The sequence below is a fragment of the Nonomuraea glycinis genome, from assembly GCF_014646515.1.
GTDB lineage: Bacteria > Actinomycetota > Actinomycetes > Streptosporangiales > Streptosporangiaceae > Nonomuraea > Nonomuraea glycinis.
Genome location: NZ_BMNK01000004.1, coordinates 502674 through 520022, shown reverse-complemented (window position 1 = coordinate 520022; position 17349 = coordinate 502674). Strand labels below are relative to the sequence as shown.

Annotated in this window: 12 protein-coding genes; 7 read left to right on the top strand and 5 right to left on the bottom strand. The window is 69.1% G+C overall.

Annotated features, from left to right (window positions below; all coding sequences use genetic code 11):
- Positions 1-8: 8 nt before the first annotated feature.
- Both IEY87_RS15860 and IEY87_RS15855 read right to left on the bottom strand, forming a co-directional pair.
- On the bottom strand, positions 9-515 hold the full coding sequence (locus IEY87_RS15860) for a M23 family metallopeptidase (RefSeq protein ID WP_189139377.1): 507 nt from the start codon (positions 513-515) through the stop codon (positions 9-11).
- 136 nt (positions 516-651) lie between these two features.
- The gene (locus tag IEY87_RS15855; RefSeq protein WP_189139376.1) at positions 652-1494 is read right to left on the bottom strand and encodes an alpha/beta fold hydrolase; all 843 of its coding nucleotides are present in this window, start codon (positions 1492-1494) and stop codon (positions 652-654) included.
- A gap of 75 nt (positions 1495-1569) precedes the next feature.
- Between IEY87_RS15855 and IEY87_RS15850 the strand changes: the two genes are divergently transcribed.
- On the top strand, positions 1570-2505 hold the full coding sequence (locus tag IEY87_RS15850; protein WP_189139375.1) for an AraC family transcriptional regulator: 936 nt from the start codon (positions 1570-1572) through the stop codon (positions 2503-2505).
- Here the strand turns inward: IEY87_RS15850 and IEY87_RS15845 are convergent.
- Positions 2423-3463 (bottom strand): GlxA family transcriptional regulator, encoded by a 1041-nt coding sequence (locus IEY87_RS15845; protein WP_189139374.1) that lies wholly within the window; start codon positions 3461-3463, stop codon positions 2423-2425. The two genes, IEY87_RS15850 and IEY87_RS15845, sit on opposite strands and share 83 nt — an antisense overlap.
- A 160-nt stretch (positions 3464-3623) precedes the next feature.
- Between IEY87_RS15845 and IEY87_RS15840 the strand changes: the two genes are divergently transcribed.
- Positions 3624-4616: an ArsR/SmtB family transcription factor gene (locus tag IEY87_RS15840; RefSeq protein WP_189139373.1), complete on the top strand. Its 993-nt coding sequence runs from the start codon at positions 3624-3626 to the stop codon at positions 4614-4616.
- A gap of 824 nt (positions 4617-5440) precedes the next feature.
- Here IEY87_RS15840 and IEY87_RS15835 read toward each other — a convergent pair.
- Entirely contained in the window at positions 5441-6226 is a 786-nt protein-coding gene (locus tag IEY87_RS15835; protein ID WP_189139372.1) for an SDR family oxidoreductase, read from the bottom strand.
- A 136-nt stretch (positions 6227-6362) separates the two neighbouring features.
- Between IEY87_RS15835 and IEY87_RS15830 the strand changes: the two genes are divergently transcribed.
- Complete coding sequence (locus IEY87_RS15830) at positions 6363-6881, top strand: TetR/AcrR family transcriptional regulator (RefSeq protein WP_225277286.1); 519 nt, start codon at positions 6363-6365, stop codon at positions 6879-6881.
- A gap of 164 nt (positions 6882-7045) precedes the next feature.
- Positions 7046-8488, top strand: coding sequence for a hypothetical protein (locus IEY87_RS15825; RefSeq protein WP_189139371.1), 1443 nt, complete (start codon positions 7046-7048; stop codon positions 8486-8488).
- Between the two features lie 63 nt (positions 8489-8551).
- Here the strand turns inward: IEY87_RS15825 and IEY87_RS15820 are convergent, their stop codons facing one another.
- Positions 8552-9037 carry a hypothetical protein gene (locus IEY87_RS15820; RefSeq protein WP_189139370.1) on the bottom strand — a complete coding sequence of 162 codons (486 nt, stop codon included), beginning with the start codon at positions 9035-9037 and terminating at the stop codon, positions 8552-8554.
- Between the two features lie 193 nt (positions 9038-9230).
- On the opposite strand from IEY87_RS15820, the gene pglW reads away from it, so the two are divergent.
- The 3 genes from pglW (at position 9231) to pglX (ending at position 17343) form a co-directional block, all read left to right on the top strand.
- Entirely contained in the window at positions 9231-12989 is a 3759-nt protein-coding gene (gene pglW / locus IEY87_RS15815; protein ID WP_225277287.1) for a BREX system serine/threonine kinase PglW, read from the top strand.
- A gap of 239 nt (positions 12990-13228) precedes the next feature.
- On the top strand, positions 13229-13750 hold the full coding sequence (locus IEY87_RS45750; protein WP_225277288.1) for a hypothetical protein: 522 nt from the start codon (positions 13229-13231) through the stop codon (positions 13748-13750).
- The gene (pglX, locus tag IEY87_RS15810; RefSeq protein WP_189139369.1) at positions 13747-17343 is read left to right on the top strand and encodes a BREX-2 system adenine-specific DNA-methyltransferase PglX; all 3597 of its coding nucleotides are present in this window, start codon (positions 13747-13749) and stop codon (positions 17341-17343) included. The genes IEY87_RS45750 and pglX overlap by 4 nt, the downstream gene beginning before the upstream one ends.
- Positions 17344-17349 lie beyond the last annotated feature (6 nt).

Genomic DNA, 17349 nt, shown 5'->3' with positions numbered 1-17349 from the left:
TTCTCCGCTCAGGCGAGCTGCGGCGCGCTGCCGTCCTGGAAGAACCGCACCATCAGCACGGTGTCGGTGTTGGCCGTCGCCATGAAGTGGTCGTAGAGATTCACTCCGGCATAGACGTTGTTCCGGCGCTCGCCCAGGGCGAGGTGGAGGTGGGTGGGAATGTCGCCGAACTCGACGATCTCACCGATGATCTCACCGCGCGAGACGAACGAGCCTACGGTGACGTTCGACCTCAGATGGGTGTAGAAGGCACCGACGCCCCCGGCGGAATCGGGGTTCTGGCGGATCGAGATCTGGTCGCCGTAGATGCCTCCGCTGGGCGCCGCGGGGGTGAAGATGTTGGTGACCTTCCCGGTGAAGGCGGCGCGCACCGGGGTTCCCACCGGCGCGCCGAGATCCATGCCGTGGGAGATGGTCCAATTGTCGCCGACGTGCCCGCCCTGGCCGGGGCCGCCGTAGAAGTGCCCGTCGGCACCGCTCGGATAAGGATTCGACAGATCGAGATCGAACGCCATGGCGCCTTCTCCTCCCGCTGGCACGCGGCGCGTGTCCCTCCCACCTGTGTTTCCAGGGACGCCGGCGGATATCTCCGCCGCCGGTAAGAGCCTGGTCTGTGTACGCCTATCTCCTCCTCGGGCCCGGGGTCGTCGTTCAGTCCACCCGTACGGCGTGAATCGTGGTGAAGGCCAGTAGGGGGGCGGCGGTTCGCGGTGGATCCTCCAGCAGGGGCGAGTGTCCGAGACCGGGCAGCAACTCGACCTGCGCGCCCGGAACGGCCCGGTAGTCGGCGGCGGAGGAGGATCGCCATCTGCGGTCGTCCTCGCCGAAGATCACCAGCAGCGGCTTGCCCAGGTCCGTCAGCCGATCGGGGAGCGTCCGCTGCTCCATGTAGTGGTGGATGCCCCCCATCGTCGCGGTGAGCGTGTGGTACGTCATGGCGCGCACCTCGTTCAGGAGCTCATCGGGGATCTGGTAGCCCGCGCGGCTGAAACCGCTGCTCGCGAACCGGCGGACCTGCTCGTCGGTCGGCGGCCACTGCGCGGGGTCGATCGCGGCGGACTCCGGTGCGATGAAAGCGTCCAGGTGAGGGCCGGTGTTGATGAGCGCGAGCGCGGTCACCAGGTCGGGGCGCTGTTCGGCGAGGGCGATGGCGGCCGCGCCGCCGCTGGAATGGCCGACGACCACGGCGTGCTCGACGCCGAGCCGGTCCAGCACCGCGCCGGCCCGGCGCGCCTGGTCCGGGAGCGCGTAACCGCGGTCGGCCGGTTTGGCCGACCGGCCGTGCCCGAGCAGGTCGATCCGGATGACGTGATGGGATCCGGTCAGCAACGGGACCAGCATGTCCCACGAGCGGGTCGAGGACGCGGACCCGTGGATGAGCAGGAGCGCGGGGGCGTCGCGGGGGCCGTCCTGGCACACGTGGATGTCGCCGTCGTCCAGGGACAGGATCTCGGTGCTGGCGCTCACCTGGGGTACGCCGTCAGAAAGGGTCATGGGACCACTGTCGCCGCCGGTACGCGCCGGTGGATTGGACAAATGTTCCCTTGGCCGGCTCGCTAGCATGGGACGGTGCGGACGTTCGTGCACGGTGCGGCCGTGTGGGGTGTGGCGTGCCCGCGGCGGCCCAGCCGGGTGGACGGTGTCACCATGGCCGGGTTCCGGGTCCGTGACCTGGACGCGCTCCGGATGGTCCCGCACCCGGCCGTGACGCTGCTGCTGGAGTTCGGCGCCGGTTCGCCCGTCGTGGCCGACGCCGCCGGGCGGCAGCAGCGGGGAAGCATCGTGGCCGGGCCCGGGGTCGGCTCCGGAGGCGCGGTCTGGGCGCGGGGTGAGAACGTCGAGTGCGTGCAGGTGCGCCTGTCCCCGGTGATCGCACGCGCGGTTCTGGGCGTGTCCCCTGCCGACCTCGACGGCGCCGTGGTGGTCCTGGACGACCTGTGGGGTGGGCAGGTGTCACGGATCGGTGAGCGACTGAGCGGTGTCTCCTCCTGGCAGGATCGCTTCGCGCTGATGGACGAGCTCCTCGCCCGCCGGCATGAGGCGGGACCGCCGGTGGACCCGGAGGTGGCCTGGGCCTGGCACCGGATCGTCGGCAGCCGTGGCCTGGCCCGGGTCGACGGACTCGCGGCCGAGGTCGGGTGGAGCCGTAAGCGGCTGTGGTCCCGGTTCCGGTCGCAGCTCGGCCTGCCGCCCAAGCGCGCGGGGAGACTGGTCCGCTTCGACCATGCCGCGCACCGCCTGGTCGCGGGTGACGCCGCGGCCCGGGTCGCGGCCGACGCCGGCTACGTCGACCAGTCCCACCTGCATCGGGAGGTCAGGGCGTTCACCGGGGCGACACCCGCGACCGTGGCGGGCGAGCCGTTTCTCGCCGTTGACGACATCGCCTGGCCCGGCAGCATGACTGACGGCGAGAATTCGCCCGTCAATGGCACGCGCTCATCGGCGTTCGCCGGCTCGGCTGGAAAGCGTTCCGGTAGGCGCTCGGGGAGACGCCGTGGTGTTTGATGAATTGCGCCCGCAGGACATTGCTGGAAGGGAAACCGACCCGTACGGCGATCGCCTGCACGGACAGGTCGGTGGTTTCCAGCAGGTCTCTCGCGCGGTCGAGCCGTTGGGCGGCCAGCCAGGCGTACGGCGTGGTGCCGGTGGCGGCCCGGAAGCGGCGGGCGAAGGTGCGGGGGCTCATCAGCGCCTGCTTGGCCAGGTCGGTGACGGTCATCGGCTGGTGCAGGCGGGTGCGGGCCCAGGCGAGCAGGTCGGCCATGCGTTCGGCCTCGCCGTCGGGTGCGATGTCCGAAGGGCTGGGAAGGTGCTGTGGGCGCCCGTTCCGGTGCCGGGGGGTGACCATCGCTTCCCTGGCCACCGCGTCGGAGAGGGCCGGGCCGTGCTCGCGGCGTAACAGATGGAGGCACATGTCGATGACGGCGGCCCCGCCGGCGCCGGTGACCAGCAGGCCTTGGTCGACGTACAGGGCGTCAGGCTCTACGGTGATCTCCGGGTGGCGGCGGGCCAGCCGGGCGGCGAGGCGCCAGTCGGTGGTGGCGCGGAGGCCGTCGAGCAGGCCGGTGTCGGCCAGCAGGAACGAGCCGGTGCCGTAGGCCGCGATGACGGCCCCCCGGTGGTGGGCAGCGATGAGCCCCTTTTCGGCCGGTGCGGGCAGGGTGAGCGGCTCGTCCTCGGTGGGCAGCACGATGATCAGATCGGCGGTCGCCATCGCCTCGGGCCCATGCTCCACCCGCAGGCACAGGCCGAGGTCGGTGCGCAGGGTGCCCGCCCGGTCGGCGCAGATGGCGAAGTCGAGCCGGGGTAAGCCCTTGGCGCTTCGGTCGGCGAAGATATCGCTGACCGCGCTCAGGCCGAACGAACTGACACCCGGCCGGGCATACGCGAGCACTCTTCGGAAAGGCGCTTTCCTGGTGAACCATCGCTGGAAGCAGCCCGTTATCGCATAAGAGTCGCTCATGGTGTCCTCCAGGCGGATGGTCTTCAGGCTCACCACGCGGCACTGGGAGAATGCGCCGCGTCGCTTACTTTCGCAGGAAGAAATCGCGCGCCGCGAGGCTTGTAAGTTCTGGCTTAACTGGGCTGTTCGGCGGCATGTCGGCATGCGGGTGGGGGAGAGGGTGCACAGGATTCACTTCACTGACGCCGACCTGGCGCGGGTGCGGGTGGCGTCGACGTTGGGCCCCCTGGGGGAGGCCCTGTTCAGCCTGACCGCGTTACGCGGGCGGGCGGAGGAGACGCTGTTCGGTGCGTGGCGGCGCCGGGTGCGCGGCGCCCTTGACTCGCGGTTCGCCGTCCTGGCCGCCATCGCGCCCGTCCGGCCGCCCAGATTCGACATGGCCATCCTCTCCGGGCCGGGCCATGAGCTGGCCGAAAGCGCCGAGATCTTTCTGGCCAGCCCTCGGCACGCCGTCGAGGCGGAGCTGGACTTCTACGCCCGCCAGCACGGCCGGGTGCCGGCCGCGCTGGCCGGACTCGTCGACGACCTCACCGTCCGGCGGGAGGTGCTGTCCACGGTGGAGGCGTACTATCACGCCGCCATCGGCCCCCATTGGACGGGCATCCGCGCACACCTTGACGCCGAGCGCGCCCAGCGCGGCGCGATCCTGCTCGACCGGGGCGTCGACGGTCTGCTGTCCACCCTGCACCCGCAGGTCCGGTGGCGGCCGCCGATCCTCCACATCCCGTGCAGCGACCAGTCCGACGCCGATTTCATCCTCGGCGGGCGGGGGCTGCTGCTGATGTCCTCGTTCTTCGTGCGGATCCCAACGATCATGTACGACCCGGGCAATCCCGGCGACTGCCTCCTGATCTACCCGGCGAGGATCGGTGCCGACCATGCCGCGGGCATCTGGACAGGCGGCCCGTCGGAGGCGGCACTGGCCAACCTCCTCGGGCGCACCCGCGCGTCGGTGCTCACCGCCATCGCCGACGGTGTGGTCACCACTGGCGCCCTGGCCCGCCGCCTGGACGTCTCATCGGCGGCGGTCAGCCAGCACACGGCCGTACTGCGCGAGGCGGGCCTGATCACGACGCGCAGGCACCACAGCAGCGTCCTGCACAACCCCACCCAGATCGGCCTGACCCTCCTCGACCGGCGCGACGCGAGGTGATGGATCAGCCGATGCCGCGTGCTCGACCGGGCGGTGGGCGGCCCACCGCCCGAGACAGCTGTTCATGTCAACCCGGCAGTACGACGCAGTGGCTCGAACGTTCGGCAAACCGGAAGACGATTCCCTTGAGTGACGCTCTGAGACTATTTGTCCCCTATGTGGCTATTTGTCATTAGCGCTCGGGGTATCACCTGCTCGACGGGATGACCTCCCGGAAGGAGCACTTATGCTCGGCACTCGCTCGTACAAGATCCTTGGAGCGGCTCTTGTAGCCTGCCTCGCGGCTCCTCTCAGCGCTGCTGAGGTCTCCGCCGCCCAGTACCCAACACATTCAGTGATCACGGTCACGTCCGCGAAAGTAGACCCTTGCGACGGTCGAGGCCACGGCTGTCCGCTCGGGTACGAGGACGGGCTCGCAGACGGCAGGCGCTGCATCGCCCGACGCCCCGGACATTCCCCGGACTCCAGCAAGCCCGACTACTCAGTCGGCTACGCCGCGGGTTACGACAAGGGCTCAGAAAAGTGCGGTGACGGCAAGCCCCACGGGCAGAGCAAGAAGGCTCAGCTGAGGGAGGCGGGCGCTGCCCAGGGCGCCGCCGACGCGGCAGAACGCCGCTGCAAGAGGTCCTCTCTCGCAGGCAAGCCGAAGCCGTACAAGGTGGGTTACCGGCGAGCCAACCCATTCTGCTGACCGAGTCGCACCACGTCGGCAAGGCCGCGAGAGCGGCCTTGCCGACGGCGGCTTGGTGCTCCTCCCGGCCTGGGCCCCTTCGCCTCGTCGGCGCCGGCACTTCCCGCCCGGCTCGCCGCACGGCGGGGGCGGGTCAGACGGTTTTGATGGCGCCACCGTCGATCAGGTGGTCGGCTCCGGCGATGCTGCCGGCGAGCGGTGAGACCAGGTAGGCGACCAGCGCGGCCACCTCGGCGGGCTCGACGAACCGGCCCGTCGTCATGCCGGCCTGTCCCGGCAGCGCCCGGAGCAGCTCCTCCTGCGGCACCCCCAGCGCCCCGGCCAGCTGCGCGCCGTACCCCTGCGCTCCCTCCCACATCGAGGTCCGCGTCGAGCCGGGCGAGACCGTGTTGACCCGTACGCCCTGAGGCCCGAACTCCTCGTTCAGCGCCTTCCCGAATGCCGTCAGCGCCGCCTTCGCGGTCGAATAGATGATCGGCCCCATGCCCGGCTGCCGGGCGCCGTTGGAGGAGATGTTCACGATCGCGCCGCCGCGCTCGACCAGGCTGGGCAGCGCGGCGCGGGTGACGCGCACCGCGCTGAGGAAGTTCAGCTCGTACGTTCCCAGCCACTGCTGGTCGTCGAAGCTGAGGAAACCACCGGCCTGCCCTTCGCCCTCGCCGCCGCCGACGTTGTTGACCAGCACGTCGACCCCGCCCAGCTCGATCAGCGCCCGCTCGGCCAGCGCGCCGGCACCGGCGGCGGTGGCCAGGTCGGCGGTCAAGACGTGTGCGCCCGTCTCCTTCAGCTCGGGGGTGAGCGTGCGCGCTCCGGCGACCACGCGCACGCCCTCGTCCGTCAGCGCCCGCACGATCGCCAGGCCGATCCCCCGGCTGGCACCGGTCACCACCGCGGTCTTGCCGTTCAGTCCCAGATCCATGACAGAGCCCCTTTTGCGACATCTTCGATGCGCTTAAGCTATGACATGCGACATAAATGTTGCAAGTTCTATCTAGATAAGGACACTGATGTAGCATGGCGGGGTGAACAAGATGCGCTCGGACACGGAGCGAACCGTGCGAGCGATCCTGGAGGCGGCCGAACGCGTCCTCAGCCGGAATCCGGCGGCGGGCATGGAGCAGATCGCCGAGGCCGCCGGGGTCGCCCGCACGACCGTGCATCGCCGCTTCGCCTCACGCGACGCGCTCGTCGACGCGATGGCCGCCTGGGCCACCCGGCGGTTCGCCGAGGCCGTCGAGTCGGCCTACACGACCACGGCTCCGGCGCTGGTCACGCTGCATCAGGTGACCGCCAGCGTGCTCCGCGTCAAGATCGACTGGGGATACGCGATGAGCCGGACCGCTTCGGATCCCGAGGTCGCACGGGTGCACGCCGAGGTCCGCGAACGCTGCGACAAGCTGTTCCGCAGAGCGCGCGACGCGGGCCTCATCAGCGCGGACGCCGACCTCGACTGGGCGCGCCGCGTCTACTACGCGCTCATCCACGAGACGGCGACGGGACCGGACCAGGACCATGACGCCGATGCCCTGGCCACCCGCCTCGTCGACACCCTGCTGCACGGTTTCGGCGACTAGAGAGGTTACGTACGTAGGCGTCTCTCGCCGGAGTGCTCGTGGTGGGCCGATGCCGGTGAGATGAGGTATCCCGATGGTGGTGGGTCGACCGCCCAGGCACCGGGCCGCCGAGAGCAAGTGCGGATGCGGGCGAGGGACCAGCTGATGTGCGTACGATCGGCCGCGTGGGTGAAGACATCGCGGGACTCATCTGGCTGCTGGGTGTCCTTCTGGCGTTACTGAGCGTCCCTGCGCTGGCGGGCGGATCCGTCGCGCTGGCGATGCTGTCGGCGCCCCGCGACCGGCGTACACCGGTGCAGGGGAGCCGCCTGATGTGGGGAGCGGTTCTCGCCGTGGTCGGTCTCGCGGTGCCGGCACGCATCGCATGGGCCACGCATGAGGAACGCTTCTACAAAGAGCTCGAACCGGGCATGCTCATGCTGGCAGGCATGGCGGGCGGCTCGTTGCTCCTCCTCGGCCTGGGCCCGTTCGTGTCGTGGGCGCTGACACTCCCCGATCGGTTCGCCGTACGGCTGCCGCGTCCGTTACGGTTGCCGGCCCGCCGACTCGCCGGTCATCAGCCCGGTACGGCCGGCGGGGTCGCGATGACGATGGTGGCCACCGCCGTGGCCACCGCGGTGATGATCGTTGCGGCGGCCCAGACAGCGCAGGAGAGGTCCTTCTCCCCTTCCCAGGCTCCGTACGGAGCCCTTGTCGTACAGGTGTCCTCCGACGAGGAAGCGAGAGTCGCTCGCGCGGCTCTCCGGCAGGAGATTCCCTCGGCCCCCATCGTCCAGAGCGAGGGCACGGGCAAGGGGTACCTCCTCTACTTTCACAATGACCTTGCGGGGGTGGACCCCCACATCGGTGACCAGGCTTTGCTCGGTTACCTGACAGGCGACTTGTCCACGCCGTACGACGAAGGCACGGCCGTACTCGTCACCTCCGAAGACGTCGGCGACATCCCATTGGACATCGGCTACAGCCTGGACACCCCTTCGGGTGAGACGTTGCGCAGAAGCATCCCCGCGATCGCGGTGAAGCCCGCGGACCCAGGCAGGACGGACCTCTTCATCCCCGCGAAGGTCCTGCGCGACCTCGGCGTCGGCTTGACACCGAATCGACTGATCATCGACCCCGCCTTTCATCGCACGTCGGCCGCCGAGCAGGAACGCCTCGACCGCCGGTTGGGCGTCGGCACGCCCAGTTACGTGGAGCGGGGATTCGAGGCTTCGACCGGTTGGCTGTTCGTCTTCGTGCCGATGATCCTCTTGGCCCTCGTCGGTGCGCTGGTCGCGACGGGCTCGGTGGCCGACAGCCTGCGGTGGCGGCGCGTGCTGCTGCGCGTCACCGGTGGCTCGGGCGTCCGGCTGAGGTCGTACGCCGTCTGTCGCACGTGGCTGGCCGCAGCCTGCGGAACGGCGCTGGGCGTGGCGGCGGGCGCCGCCACGGGACTGCTGCTGGCGTGGCCCGGAACCGCTGCGGACAGATATGACCCATTGCCACGCGTGGCCTTCGACACCCCGTGGCTGCCGATCGCCGTCCTGGTGGTGGGCTTCCCGCTGCTCGCCGCGGCGCTCGCGGCACTCCTCCCGCCCGGCTCCGGGCCACGGGTCAGGCCGTCTTGACCGCGCCTGCGCGCCGTATCCCTGCGCCCCTTCCTAACCCGGTGCCATGGCTCGGGGAAAGCGTTAGGAGGGCGGCGGCCAGAACTGAAGAGTGAACAAGTCCACCTGGTAGATGTAGCGCGGGAAAAGAGGTTCCCGATCGTTGTCAAGGAATTTCCATTGAACGCGCAGCCGCCAGGTCGTGGCGCGGCGGCCGAGGTCGAAGACCGTGTGGTGATGCGTGAAGCCCGGCACCATGCTCATCGCGCTGATCCTTCCGGTGCTCAGGTAGACCTCACCGATCCAAGCGTGTCCCCATGAGTGGTCAGCGGACGGTTCGCCGTCCCAGAGTTCGTAGCGAACGTACGACGCGGCCTCCCAGCTCCGCTGCAGCATCACCGCGTTGGGGCCGCCGTTCGCCCGCTCCTCGGGGCCGGGTGGTATGACAGCCCATGGGCTGGGCTCGCCTCTTAACTCCTCCTCATCGACGCCGATATCGAAGACCCCGTACAAGTCCTTGACATCGTCTTCCTCGGTGAAAAATGTGATTATTTCAGCGATGACGCTCATCCTTCCTGTTCATGGGGCTACCCAGAGCATTACGCCCTGGGCGGGTCACTCCCACCCGACGCCGGCACCGAGGGGCACCGTTGATCATCTGCTCGTGAGGTCCGCATCCGTCGCACCCGGCCGATACGATCCAAGCCCGAGGACCGGCCCGGTGCGGCGGCCGGTCACACATCTCGATCAGCGGAGTGAGCGCATGCTCGAAGGCCGGTGGACGACCGTCACCGAGTCCGAGTTCGACCATGAGCGCCGTGGCCTGGAGGCCATCCGCGAGCGACTGCCCGACGCCGAGCCCTGGCGGGCCTGGTCCAACTTCACCTTCACCGCCCAGACCGGCCACGTACGCGAGGTCGACCTGCTGATCGTCGGCCCCGGCGGCGCGTTCATGGTCGAGCTGAAGGACTGGCACGGCAGTCTCACCACCGAGAACGGCACCTGGGTGCAGACCACCCCCACCGGCCGCCGCGTCTCCCACGGCAATCCCCTGCACCTGGTCAACAAGAAGGCCAAGGAGCTGGCCGGCCTGCTGGCGCGCAACGGCAAGCGGGTGTGGATCACCGAGGCCGTCTGCTTCACCGACGACGCCCTGCGGCTGCGCCTGCCCTCGCACGACCAGAACGGCGTCCACACGGTCGACGAGCTCTTGACGATGCTTCGGCAGCCGCCGCGGGACGAGCGCTGGCGGATCACCCCGGCCGACTCCCGCGCGGTCAAGGGCGCGCTGGAGCAGGTCGGCATCCGCCGCAGCGACGCCGAGTACAAAGTCGGCCCCTATCTGCTGGAGCGCAAGTCCTTCGACACCGGCCCCACCTGGGCCGACTACCTGGCCAACCACAGCGAGCTGCCGGAGCCTGCCCGGGTCCGCGTCTACCTGCGCGAGCGCGGCGCGGACGCGTCGATCCGCAGGTCGGTGGAGAACGCCGCCCGGCGCGAGGCGGCGGTCCTGCGCCGCTTCCGCCACCCCGGCGTCGTCCAGCTCAAGCAGTACGACCCGTCCGGGCACTCGGCCGGCCCCGCGCTGATCTTCGAGTATCACCCGCACACCCTGCGCCTGGACGAATACCTCGTCCAGCACGGCGACCGGCTCGACATCCTCGGCCGGATCGCGCTGGTCCGGCAGCTCGCCGAGACGATGCGCTCCGCGCACTCCAGCCGGATCCACCACCGCTCGCTCTCGGCCCGATCGGTGCACGTGATCCCGCGCAACCGGGGCCGCGAAGGCCAGGCCATCGGCGAGGAGGCGGCCTGGCTCTCCCCGTACCTGCAGATCTCGGACTGGCAGATAGCCACGCATCGGGTGCCGCAGGGCGTGACCAGGTACGCCCCCACCGCCCTGTCGGCGATCCATCTGGCGGACGACGCCGACGCCTACCTCGCTCCGGAGCTGACCGCGGTCAGCCCCGACCCCATCGCCCTGGACGTCTACGGGCTCGGCGTACTGACCTACCTCCTGGTGACCGGCGAGGCCCCGGCCTCCAGCCAGGCGGAGCTGCTGGCCAGGTTCGAGGCGGGGGAGGGGCTGCGGCCGAGCGCGATCGTGGACGGCCTGTCGACCGACATCGACGAGCTGGTGCAGGCGGCCACCGCCTACAAGCCCGAGCGGCGGCTCGCCACGGTCGCCGAGTTCCTGGACATGCTCGAATGCATCGAGGACTCGCTGACGGCCCCCGAGCCCGCAGCCCAGGAGAAGGACCCGCTGGAGGCGGTCACGGGCGACGTTCTGGCGGGCCGCTGGGAGGTGCGCCGCCGCCTGGGCACCGGCTCGACGAGCCGCGCGTTCCTCGTCAGGGACCTGCACGCGGGGGAGCGGGGGCGCGGCGCACGGCCGCTCCTCGTGCTGAAGATCGCCCTGTCCGACGGCCGCGGCGAGATCCTGATCCGTGAGGCCGAGGTGATGAGCCGGTTGCACGCGGACTCGCGCGTCATCCGCCTAGTGGAGCCGGAGCCGCTGATCATCGGCGGACGCACGGTGCTGGCTCTGGAGTATGTCGGCGACGAGCGGGAGGACGAGGATCCGGCCGAGTCCGGCAGCAGGCCGCGCCGCCGCGAGGAGACGGTGGCGCGGCAGCTGCGCGAGAGCGGACGGCTGCAGATCGACCAGCTTGAGGCGTACGGCGACTACCTGTTCGGCGCGGTCGACTTCCTGGAGGGCGAGGGCGTCTGGCACCGCGACATCAAGCCGGACAACATCGCCATCCGGGTGCGCCCCAACCGCACCCGCCAGCTCGTGCTGATCGACTTCTCCCTGGCCGGCTACCCGGTGCAGGAGACCGACGCGGGCACTGACGGCTATCTCGACCCGTTCATCGGGACGCTGACCCGTTCGGTCTACGACGCGCACGCCGAGCGTTACGCGGTGGCCGCGACCCTGCATGAGATGGCCTCGGGCGAGCTGCCCCGCTGGGGCGACGGCAAGGTCTCGCCCCGGCAGAGCGACGAGGCGTATCCGGCGGTGGCGGCCGACGCGTTCGACCCGGCGGTCCGGGACGGGCTCGTCGCCTTCTTCCGCAAGGCCATGCACCGCGACGCCGGGCAGCGTTTCGGCGAGCTCAAGAAGATGCAGGACGCCTGGAAGAAGATCTTCCTGGACCTGGCCGAGACCACCCCGTCCGCGGGCCGCGCCAGCCGCCATCCGGCCCCCGAGCAGGTCCCGGCCATCGCCGACGCCGAGCCGGAGTCCGTCGAGCTGCAGCGTGACCGGCTGGCGGCCGAGGCCGGCCCCGAGACGCACCTGTCCGCCGCCGGGCTCACCCCGGCCGCGGAGTCGTTCCTGTACGGCCTGGGGCTCACCACCGTCGGCACCCTGCTGGACTACAGCCAGCGCAACCTCGTCAACGCCCCAGGCCTGGGCGCCAAGACCCGCAGCGAGATCCAGCGCCGGCTCAGCGACTGGGGCCGGCGCCTGCGCGAGACGGCGGTCTCCCCGTTCAGCGCGGAGGGACGGCGTGAGGCCAAGGAGGAGCTCAGCGCCGCCGAGTCCGTCCTCGTCGGTGATCTCGCCGACGCCGAAGGCGCCGAGCTGCTGCCCCAGCGCGCCCTGCGCGCGGTCAGCCTGGACACCCTGGCCACGCTCTTCGTCCCGCCGCTGAAGAAGGACGGCGCCAACCGTAACGAGGTCGAAGCCGTACGGCTGCTGCTGCGGCTGCCCGACGAGCACGGCGAGCTGCCGGGGCAGACGGTGTGGCCCAACCAGAAGGCCGTCGCCGAGACGCTGGGGCTTAGCCGCCAGCGCATCCCGCAGATCGTGAAGAGCCAGCGCACCCGGTGGAAGAAGTCCCCTGCCGTCCAGGCGCTGCGCGAGGAGATCCTGGAGCTGCTGGCCGGGCTCGGCCGGGTCGCCTCCGTCGCCGAGATCGCCGACGCGCTGACCGTACGACGCGGCACCCGCCTGCACCGGCGCGACCAGCGGCGGGCGCTCGCGCTGGCCGCCGTGCGGGCCGTGGTCGAGGTGGAGCAGCTCGTCCCCGAGGAGGGACGTTTCAGCCACACCGCCAACCGCGAGGCCGCCGACTCCGGGCTGCTCGCCCTGGAGGTGTGCGAGGACGACCCGCCCAGCACGCCGTCCGCGCCCGGCCTGCTCGACTACGCGCACCGGCTGGGCCGGGTCGCCGACCGTCTCGCCAAGCTCGACACGCTGCCGACCGCGAGCACCGTGCTGGCCGAGCTACGCGCCATCACCCCGCCGCAGGGGGTGCTCGACTGGGACGAGCGCCGTACGGTGCAGCTCGCCGTCGCCGCCTCCAGGAACGCCGCCGCCACTCCGCGCCTGGAGATCTACCCGCGCGACCTGCTGCTGGTACGCGCACTGCGGCTCACCCAGGCGGGCCTGGTACGGCTGATTCCCGGGGTGCCCGAGCCCCGGCAGCCGGGGCTGACCGTCGACGAGGTTCATGAGCGCGTACGGGCCCGCTTCCCGGAGCTGACGGACGGCGGGCTGCCAGCGGACCGCCGCTGACCAAGGCGCTGCGGGAGGCGGGCTTCGACCTCAACCTGTCCACCCGGGAGGGCACCGGCACGCAGCGCTACCTGCCGGCCCGCCTGGACCTCGCCTCCAGCTACCTGACCGCCTACGCCGGGCGGCACGCCACCCGGGCCGGCGCGATCACCCGCTACGCCGACGACCCGCAGCTCGCGGGCGCCGTCCGGGCGGAGGAACGGCTGACGGCCGCGGCCCGGCGGGACGGGTTCCGGGCGTTGACCGTACAAGCGGGGCGGACTCGGGAGGCGGTGGCCGAGCTCACCGGGGGGCGGTTCGGCGCGCGGCAGGTCTCGGCGACCAGGTTGTTCCTGGAGGCGATGCACGAGCTGGTGCCGCCGGGCACGAAGCCGACGTGGGACACGATCCTGCGGGCGGACGTCGCCGAGCCGGGCAGCCGGGCGGCGCTGAAGTTCGCCGAGTACGCCCGCACGTCGTGGGGGCGGATCGAGCCGGAGATCCGCGCGCTGCTGGAGGCGGGCGCGGGGCCGGTGCTGCTGACCGAGGCGGCGGTGTTCGCGCGGTATGACGCGATGGGGGTGCTGGACCGGCTCGCGGCGGCGGCCCGGCTGGGCGGGCATGGCTTGTGGCTGCTCTGCCCGCAGGGCGACCCGGCGCGTGAGCCCCGGTTGGGCACGGTCGCCGTGCCCTACCAGGCGGGGCTGGGGGAATGGATCGAGCTTCCGGACTCGTGGGTGACCAACGCCCACCGGGCCGGCCTGACGTTGGAGGCCAGATGATCGACCGTAAGGCAGTGCTGGACGACCTGAAGCAGCAGGTCAAGGCGGTCGAGGCCGATCTGGCCAGGCAGGTGAAGGCGCTGCCCGAGGTGGGGGCGCGGCTGCGGGCCGAGTACGACCAGGCGCGCAGACTGGAGCGGACCGCCGCCACCTGGGGGTCGTGGCTGGACGAGCGGGTCACGCAGGTCGCGGCGGCGTGGGTGCTGGGGACGGTTTTCGTACGGTTCTGCGAGGACAACCGGCTGATCGAGGAGCCGTACCTGACCGCGCCGGAGCCGGATCGGCGGGAGCTGGCGCAGGCGCGGTATGAGGCTTATGTCGAGAATGATGAGGATCCGACGTATCGAGGGTGGCTGCGGCGGGCCTTCGAGGAGCTGGGGGAGGGGCAGGCCGGGAAGCTGCTGTTCGATCCGGCGCACAATCCGCTGTTCCAGATTCCACTCAGTCACGACGGGGCCGGGGAGCTGGTCGAGTTCTGGCGGCGGCGGGACGAGGAGGGGGAGCTCGTCCATGATTTCGCGCATCCGCTGAACGAGGACGGGACCGAGGGGTGGGACACCCGGTTCCTGGGGGATCTGTATCAGGATCTGTCGGAGGCGGCGCGGAAGACGTATGCGCTGTTGCAGACGCCGGACTTCGTGGAGAAGTTCATTCTCGACCGGACGATGGATCCGGCGGTGCGGGAGTTCGGGTATCGAGAGCTGAAGATGATCGACCCTACGTGCGGGTCGGGGCACTTCGTGCTGGGAGCGTTCCAGCGGCTCGTGCGGCTCTGGGGGGAGCGGCCGTTGGGGCTGGAGCGGCGGGAGTGGGTGCGGGCGGCGTTGGATTCGGTGCACGGGGTGGACCTGAATCCGTTCGCGGTGGCCATCGCGCGGTTCCGGCTATTGGTGGCGGCTATGGCGGCCGCTGATATCCGGACTCTGAAGGAGGCGGCCAAGTATGAGTGGCCGATTCATCTGGCGGTGGGGGACTCGCTGATCAAGGCTCGGCAGTTGCCGCTGACCTTGGGTGACGAGGTGCCGGGAGATCCGCTGGCTGACTTCGCTTATGCGACGGAGGATGTGCACGAGCATCCGCGCATTCTGGAGCCGGGGCGGTATCACGTGGTGGTGGGGAATCCGCCGTATGTGACGGTCAAGGACAAGAAGCTGAACGAGCTTTATCGAGGGCTGTACGACGCTTGCGCTGGGACGTATGCGTTGTCGGTGCCGTTCGCTCAGCGGTTCTTCGAGCTGGCTGTGCGAGGGGACGCGGATGGGCGTGGGTATGGCATGGTCGGGCAGATCACCGCCAACTCGTTCATGAAGCGGGAGTTCGGGGTCAAGCTGATCGAGGACTTCTTCGCTCACAAAGTTGAACTAACCGAGGTCATCGACACCTCAGGCGCATACATCCCTGGGCATGGTACTCCGACGGTCATTCTTATTGGGACGCGGCGTGCGGGGCGTATTCGTTCGGAGACCGTGAGGACGATTCGTGGTGTCCAGGGCGAGCCCTACGCGCCAGAGGAAGGTGAGGATGGGCTGGTCTGGAATGCGATCGTCGAGCAGATCGACGATGCGGGTTCGATCAGTCTCTGGGTTTCCGTAGGTGACCTCGAGCGGGAGCGGTACTTCGGCAAACAGCCGTGGATCCTTGCCGACGGCGGTCTGGAGATGATCGAGGAAATCGATCGTGCATCGCCTCGGGCGCTTGCGTCTGAATGTGCGCGAGTCGGTTTCGTTGGGATGACTCATGCGGACGAAGTAATGGTGCGCCCTGGACGAGCATGGTCTTCAAGCCTGGTTGACTATCTAATTCCTATCGCATCTGGCGAAGAGGTTCGGGATTGGAATGTGAGCACAGACAATGTCGCCTTCTTTCCTTATGGGAAGGCCAAGCAGCTCAGGAGTCTACATGGGAAGGATCGAGAGTCCTCAGGGCTATGGCATTACCGGACGGATTTGGGAAACCGGGCCACCTTCGGTGGCGGTACCTACAATTCAGCAGGCCGCATGTGGTGGGAATGGCATCAGCTTCCTAAGGACTCTGGGGCCCACGCTTGGTCGATCACGTTTGCGGAAGTGGCGACGCATAACCACTTCGTGCTTGATCGGGGTGGGAAGGTGTTCAAACAGACAGCACCAGTAATCAAGCTAAGGGAGGGTTCGAGCGAGGATGACCATCTGCGCTTGCTCGGACTGCTCAACAGTTCTACGGCTGCCTTCTGGCTCAAAATGAACTGCCACAATAAGGGAGGGCAAGGCGTAAGCGAGGGGTTCAAGTCGCAAGAATGGGAGCGTTTCTATCAATTCAATGGATCCAATATTGGGCGTTTTCCACTTCCTGCCGCTTATCCAGTCTCGCTGAGTATAAGTTTGGATAGTCTCGCTCAGGAATTCGTCTCTGCTAGCCCGTCATCAGTGGTCGTGGGTAGTACTCCCACTACCACCGCCCTTCGTTTCGCGAAGACCAATTGGGAATCGATCCGAGCCCACATGATCGCGCTCCAGGAAGAGCTGGACTGGCAGGTCTACTCCCTCTATAACCTCTATCCGGACGATCTACGAGCTTCCGAAGCCGATGTGCCTGAGCTGGCGCATGGAGAGCGAGCCTTCGAGATCGTGCTCGCTCGCCGGATTGCCGATGGCGAAGCATCAGGCGAGTGGTTCCGGCGGCACGGATCAACCCCGATCCAGGAGATCCCGTCCCACTGGCCGGAGTCGTACAAGCAGGTCGTTCAGAAGCGCATCGACGCCATCGAATCGTCCCGTGCCATTGGGATGGTGGAGCGTCCCGAGTACAAGCGGCGTTGGGCGACCGAGGGCTGGGACGTGCTTCAGGAGAAGGCGCTGCGGTCCTGGTTGTTGGATCGGATCGAGGCGCGCGAGCTCTGGTATGACGAGAACGGCCAGCCTGCCATTCTCACTCTCGGCAGGCTCGTTGACGCGCTCTCCCGTGACGAGGACTTCGTCTCCGTCGCTGCCATCTATGCCCCTCGCCGTGAGCTGTCGGCCGTCGTCTCGGACCTGGTGGCTGAGGAACATGTCCCGTTCCTGGCTGCGCTGCGGTACAGGCCGAGTGGCCTGAAGAAGCGGGCTGACTGGGAAGAGGTCTGGGACCTTCAGCGCAAGGAGGACGCGGCCCCGGACGAGCCTGCCAAGCGGAAGATCCGGGACTCGATTCCCGTCCCGCCGAAGTACGGGCAAGCGGACTTCCAGCGGACGTCGTACTGGCGGGCTCGCGGGAAGCTCGACGTGCCCAAGGAGCGTTTCATCTCCTATGGCCAGGTGAACACGCAGACTCCCGGCCTGTACGGATGGGCCGGTTGGGATCACCGAGAGCAGGCGCAGGCGTTGGCCACGTACTTCACCAACCACGCCCTGACCAGCGAGGAGATCACCCCGTTCCTCGCCGGCCTGCTCGAACTCCAGCCGTGGCTCTACCAGTGGCACCACGAGTCCCACCCGATGTACAGCGGCTCTCCGGCGGCCTTCTTCGCGAATTACCGCCAGCAGATCCAGGGTGAGCACGGTCTCACCGACGACAACCTGCGGGAGTGGCGTCCGGCTGTGGCCGCTCGCGGTGGACGTACCAAGAAGAGCGGCTGAGCCAGC

What these genes read in the sequence shown, in the direction of transcription:
- IEY87_RS15860 (WP_189139377.1), bottom strand. Translation starts at nt 515, where the DNA reads ATGGCGTTCGATCTCGATCTGTCGAATCCTTATCCGAGCGGTGCCGAC.
- IEY87_RS15855 (WP_189139376.1), bottom strand. Translation starts at nt 1,494, where the DNA reads ATGACCCTTTCTGACGGCGTACCCCAGGTGAGCGCCAGCACCGAGATC.
- IEY87_RS15845 (WP_189139374.1), bottom strand. Translation starts at nt 3,463, where the DNA reads ATGAGCGACTCTTATGCGATAACGGGCTGCTTCCAGCGATGGTTCACC.
- IEY87_RS15835 (WP_189139372.1), bottom strand. Translation starts at nt 6,226, where the DNA reads ATGGATCTGGGACTGAACGGCAAGACCGCGGTGGTGACCGGTGCCAGC.
- IEY87_RS15820 (WP_189139370.1), bottom strand. Translation starts at nt 9,037, where the DNA reads ATGAGCGTCATCGCTGAAATAATCACATTTTTCACCGAGGAAGACGAT.
- pglW (WP_225277287.1), top strand. Translation starts at nt 9,231, where the DNA reads ATGCTCGAAGGCCGGTGGACGACCGTCACCGAGTCCGAGTTCGACCAT.
- pglX (WP_189139369.1), top strand. Translation starts at nt 13,747, where the DNA reads ATGATCGACCGTAAGGCAGTGCTGGACGACCTGAAGCAGCAGGTCAAG.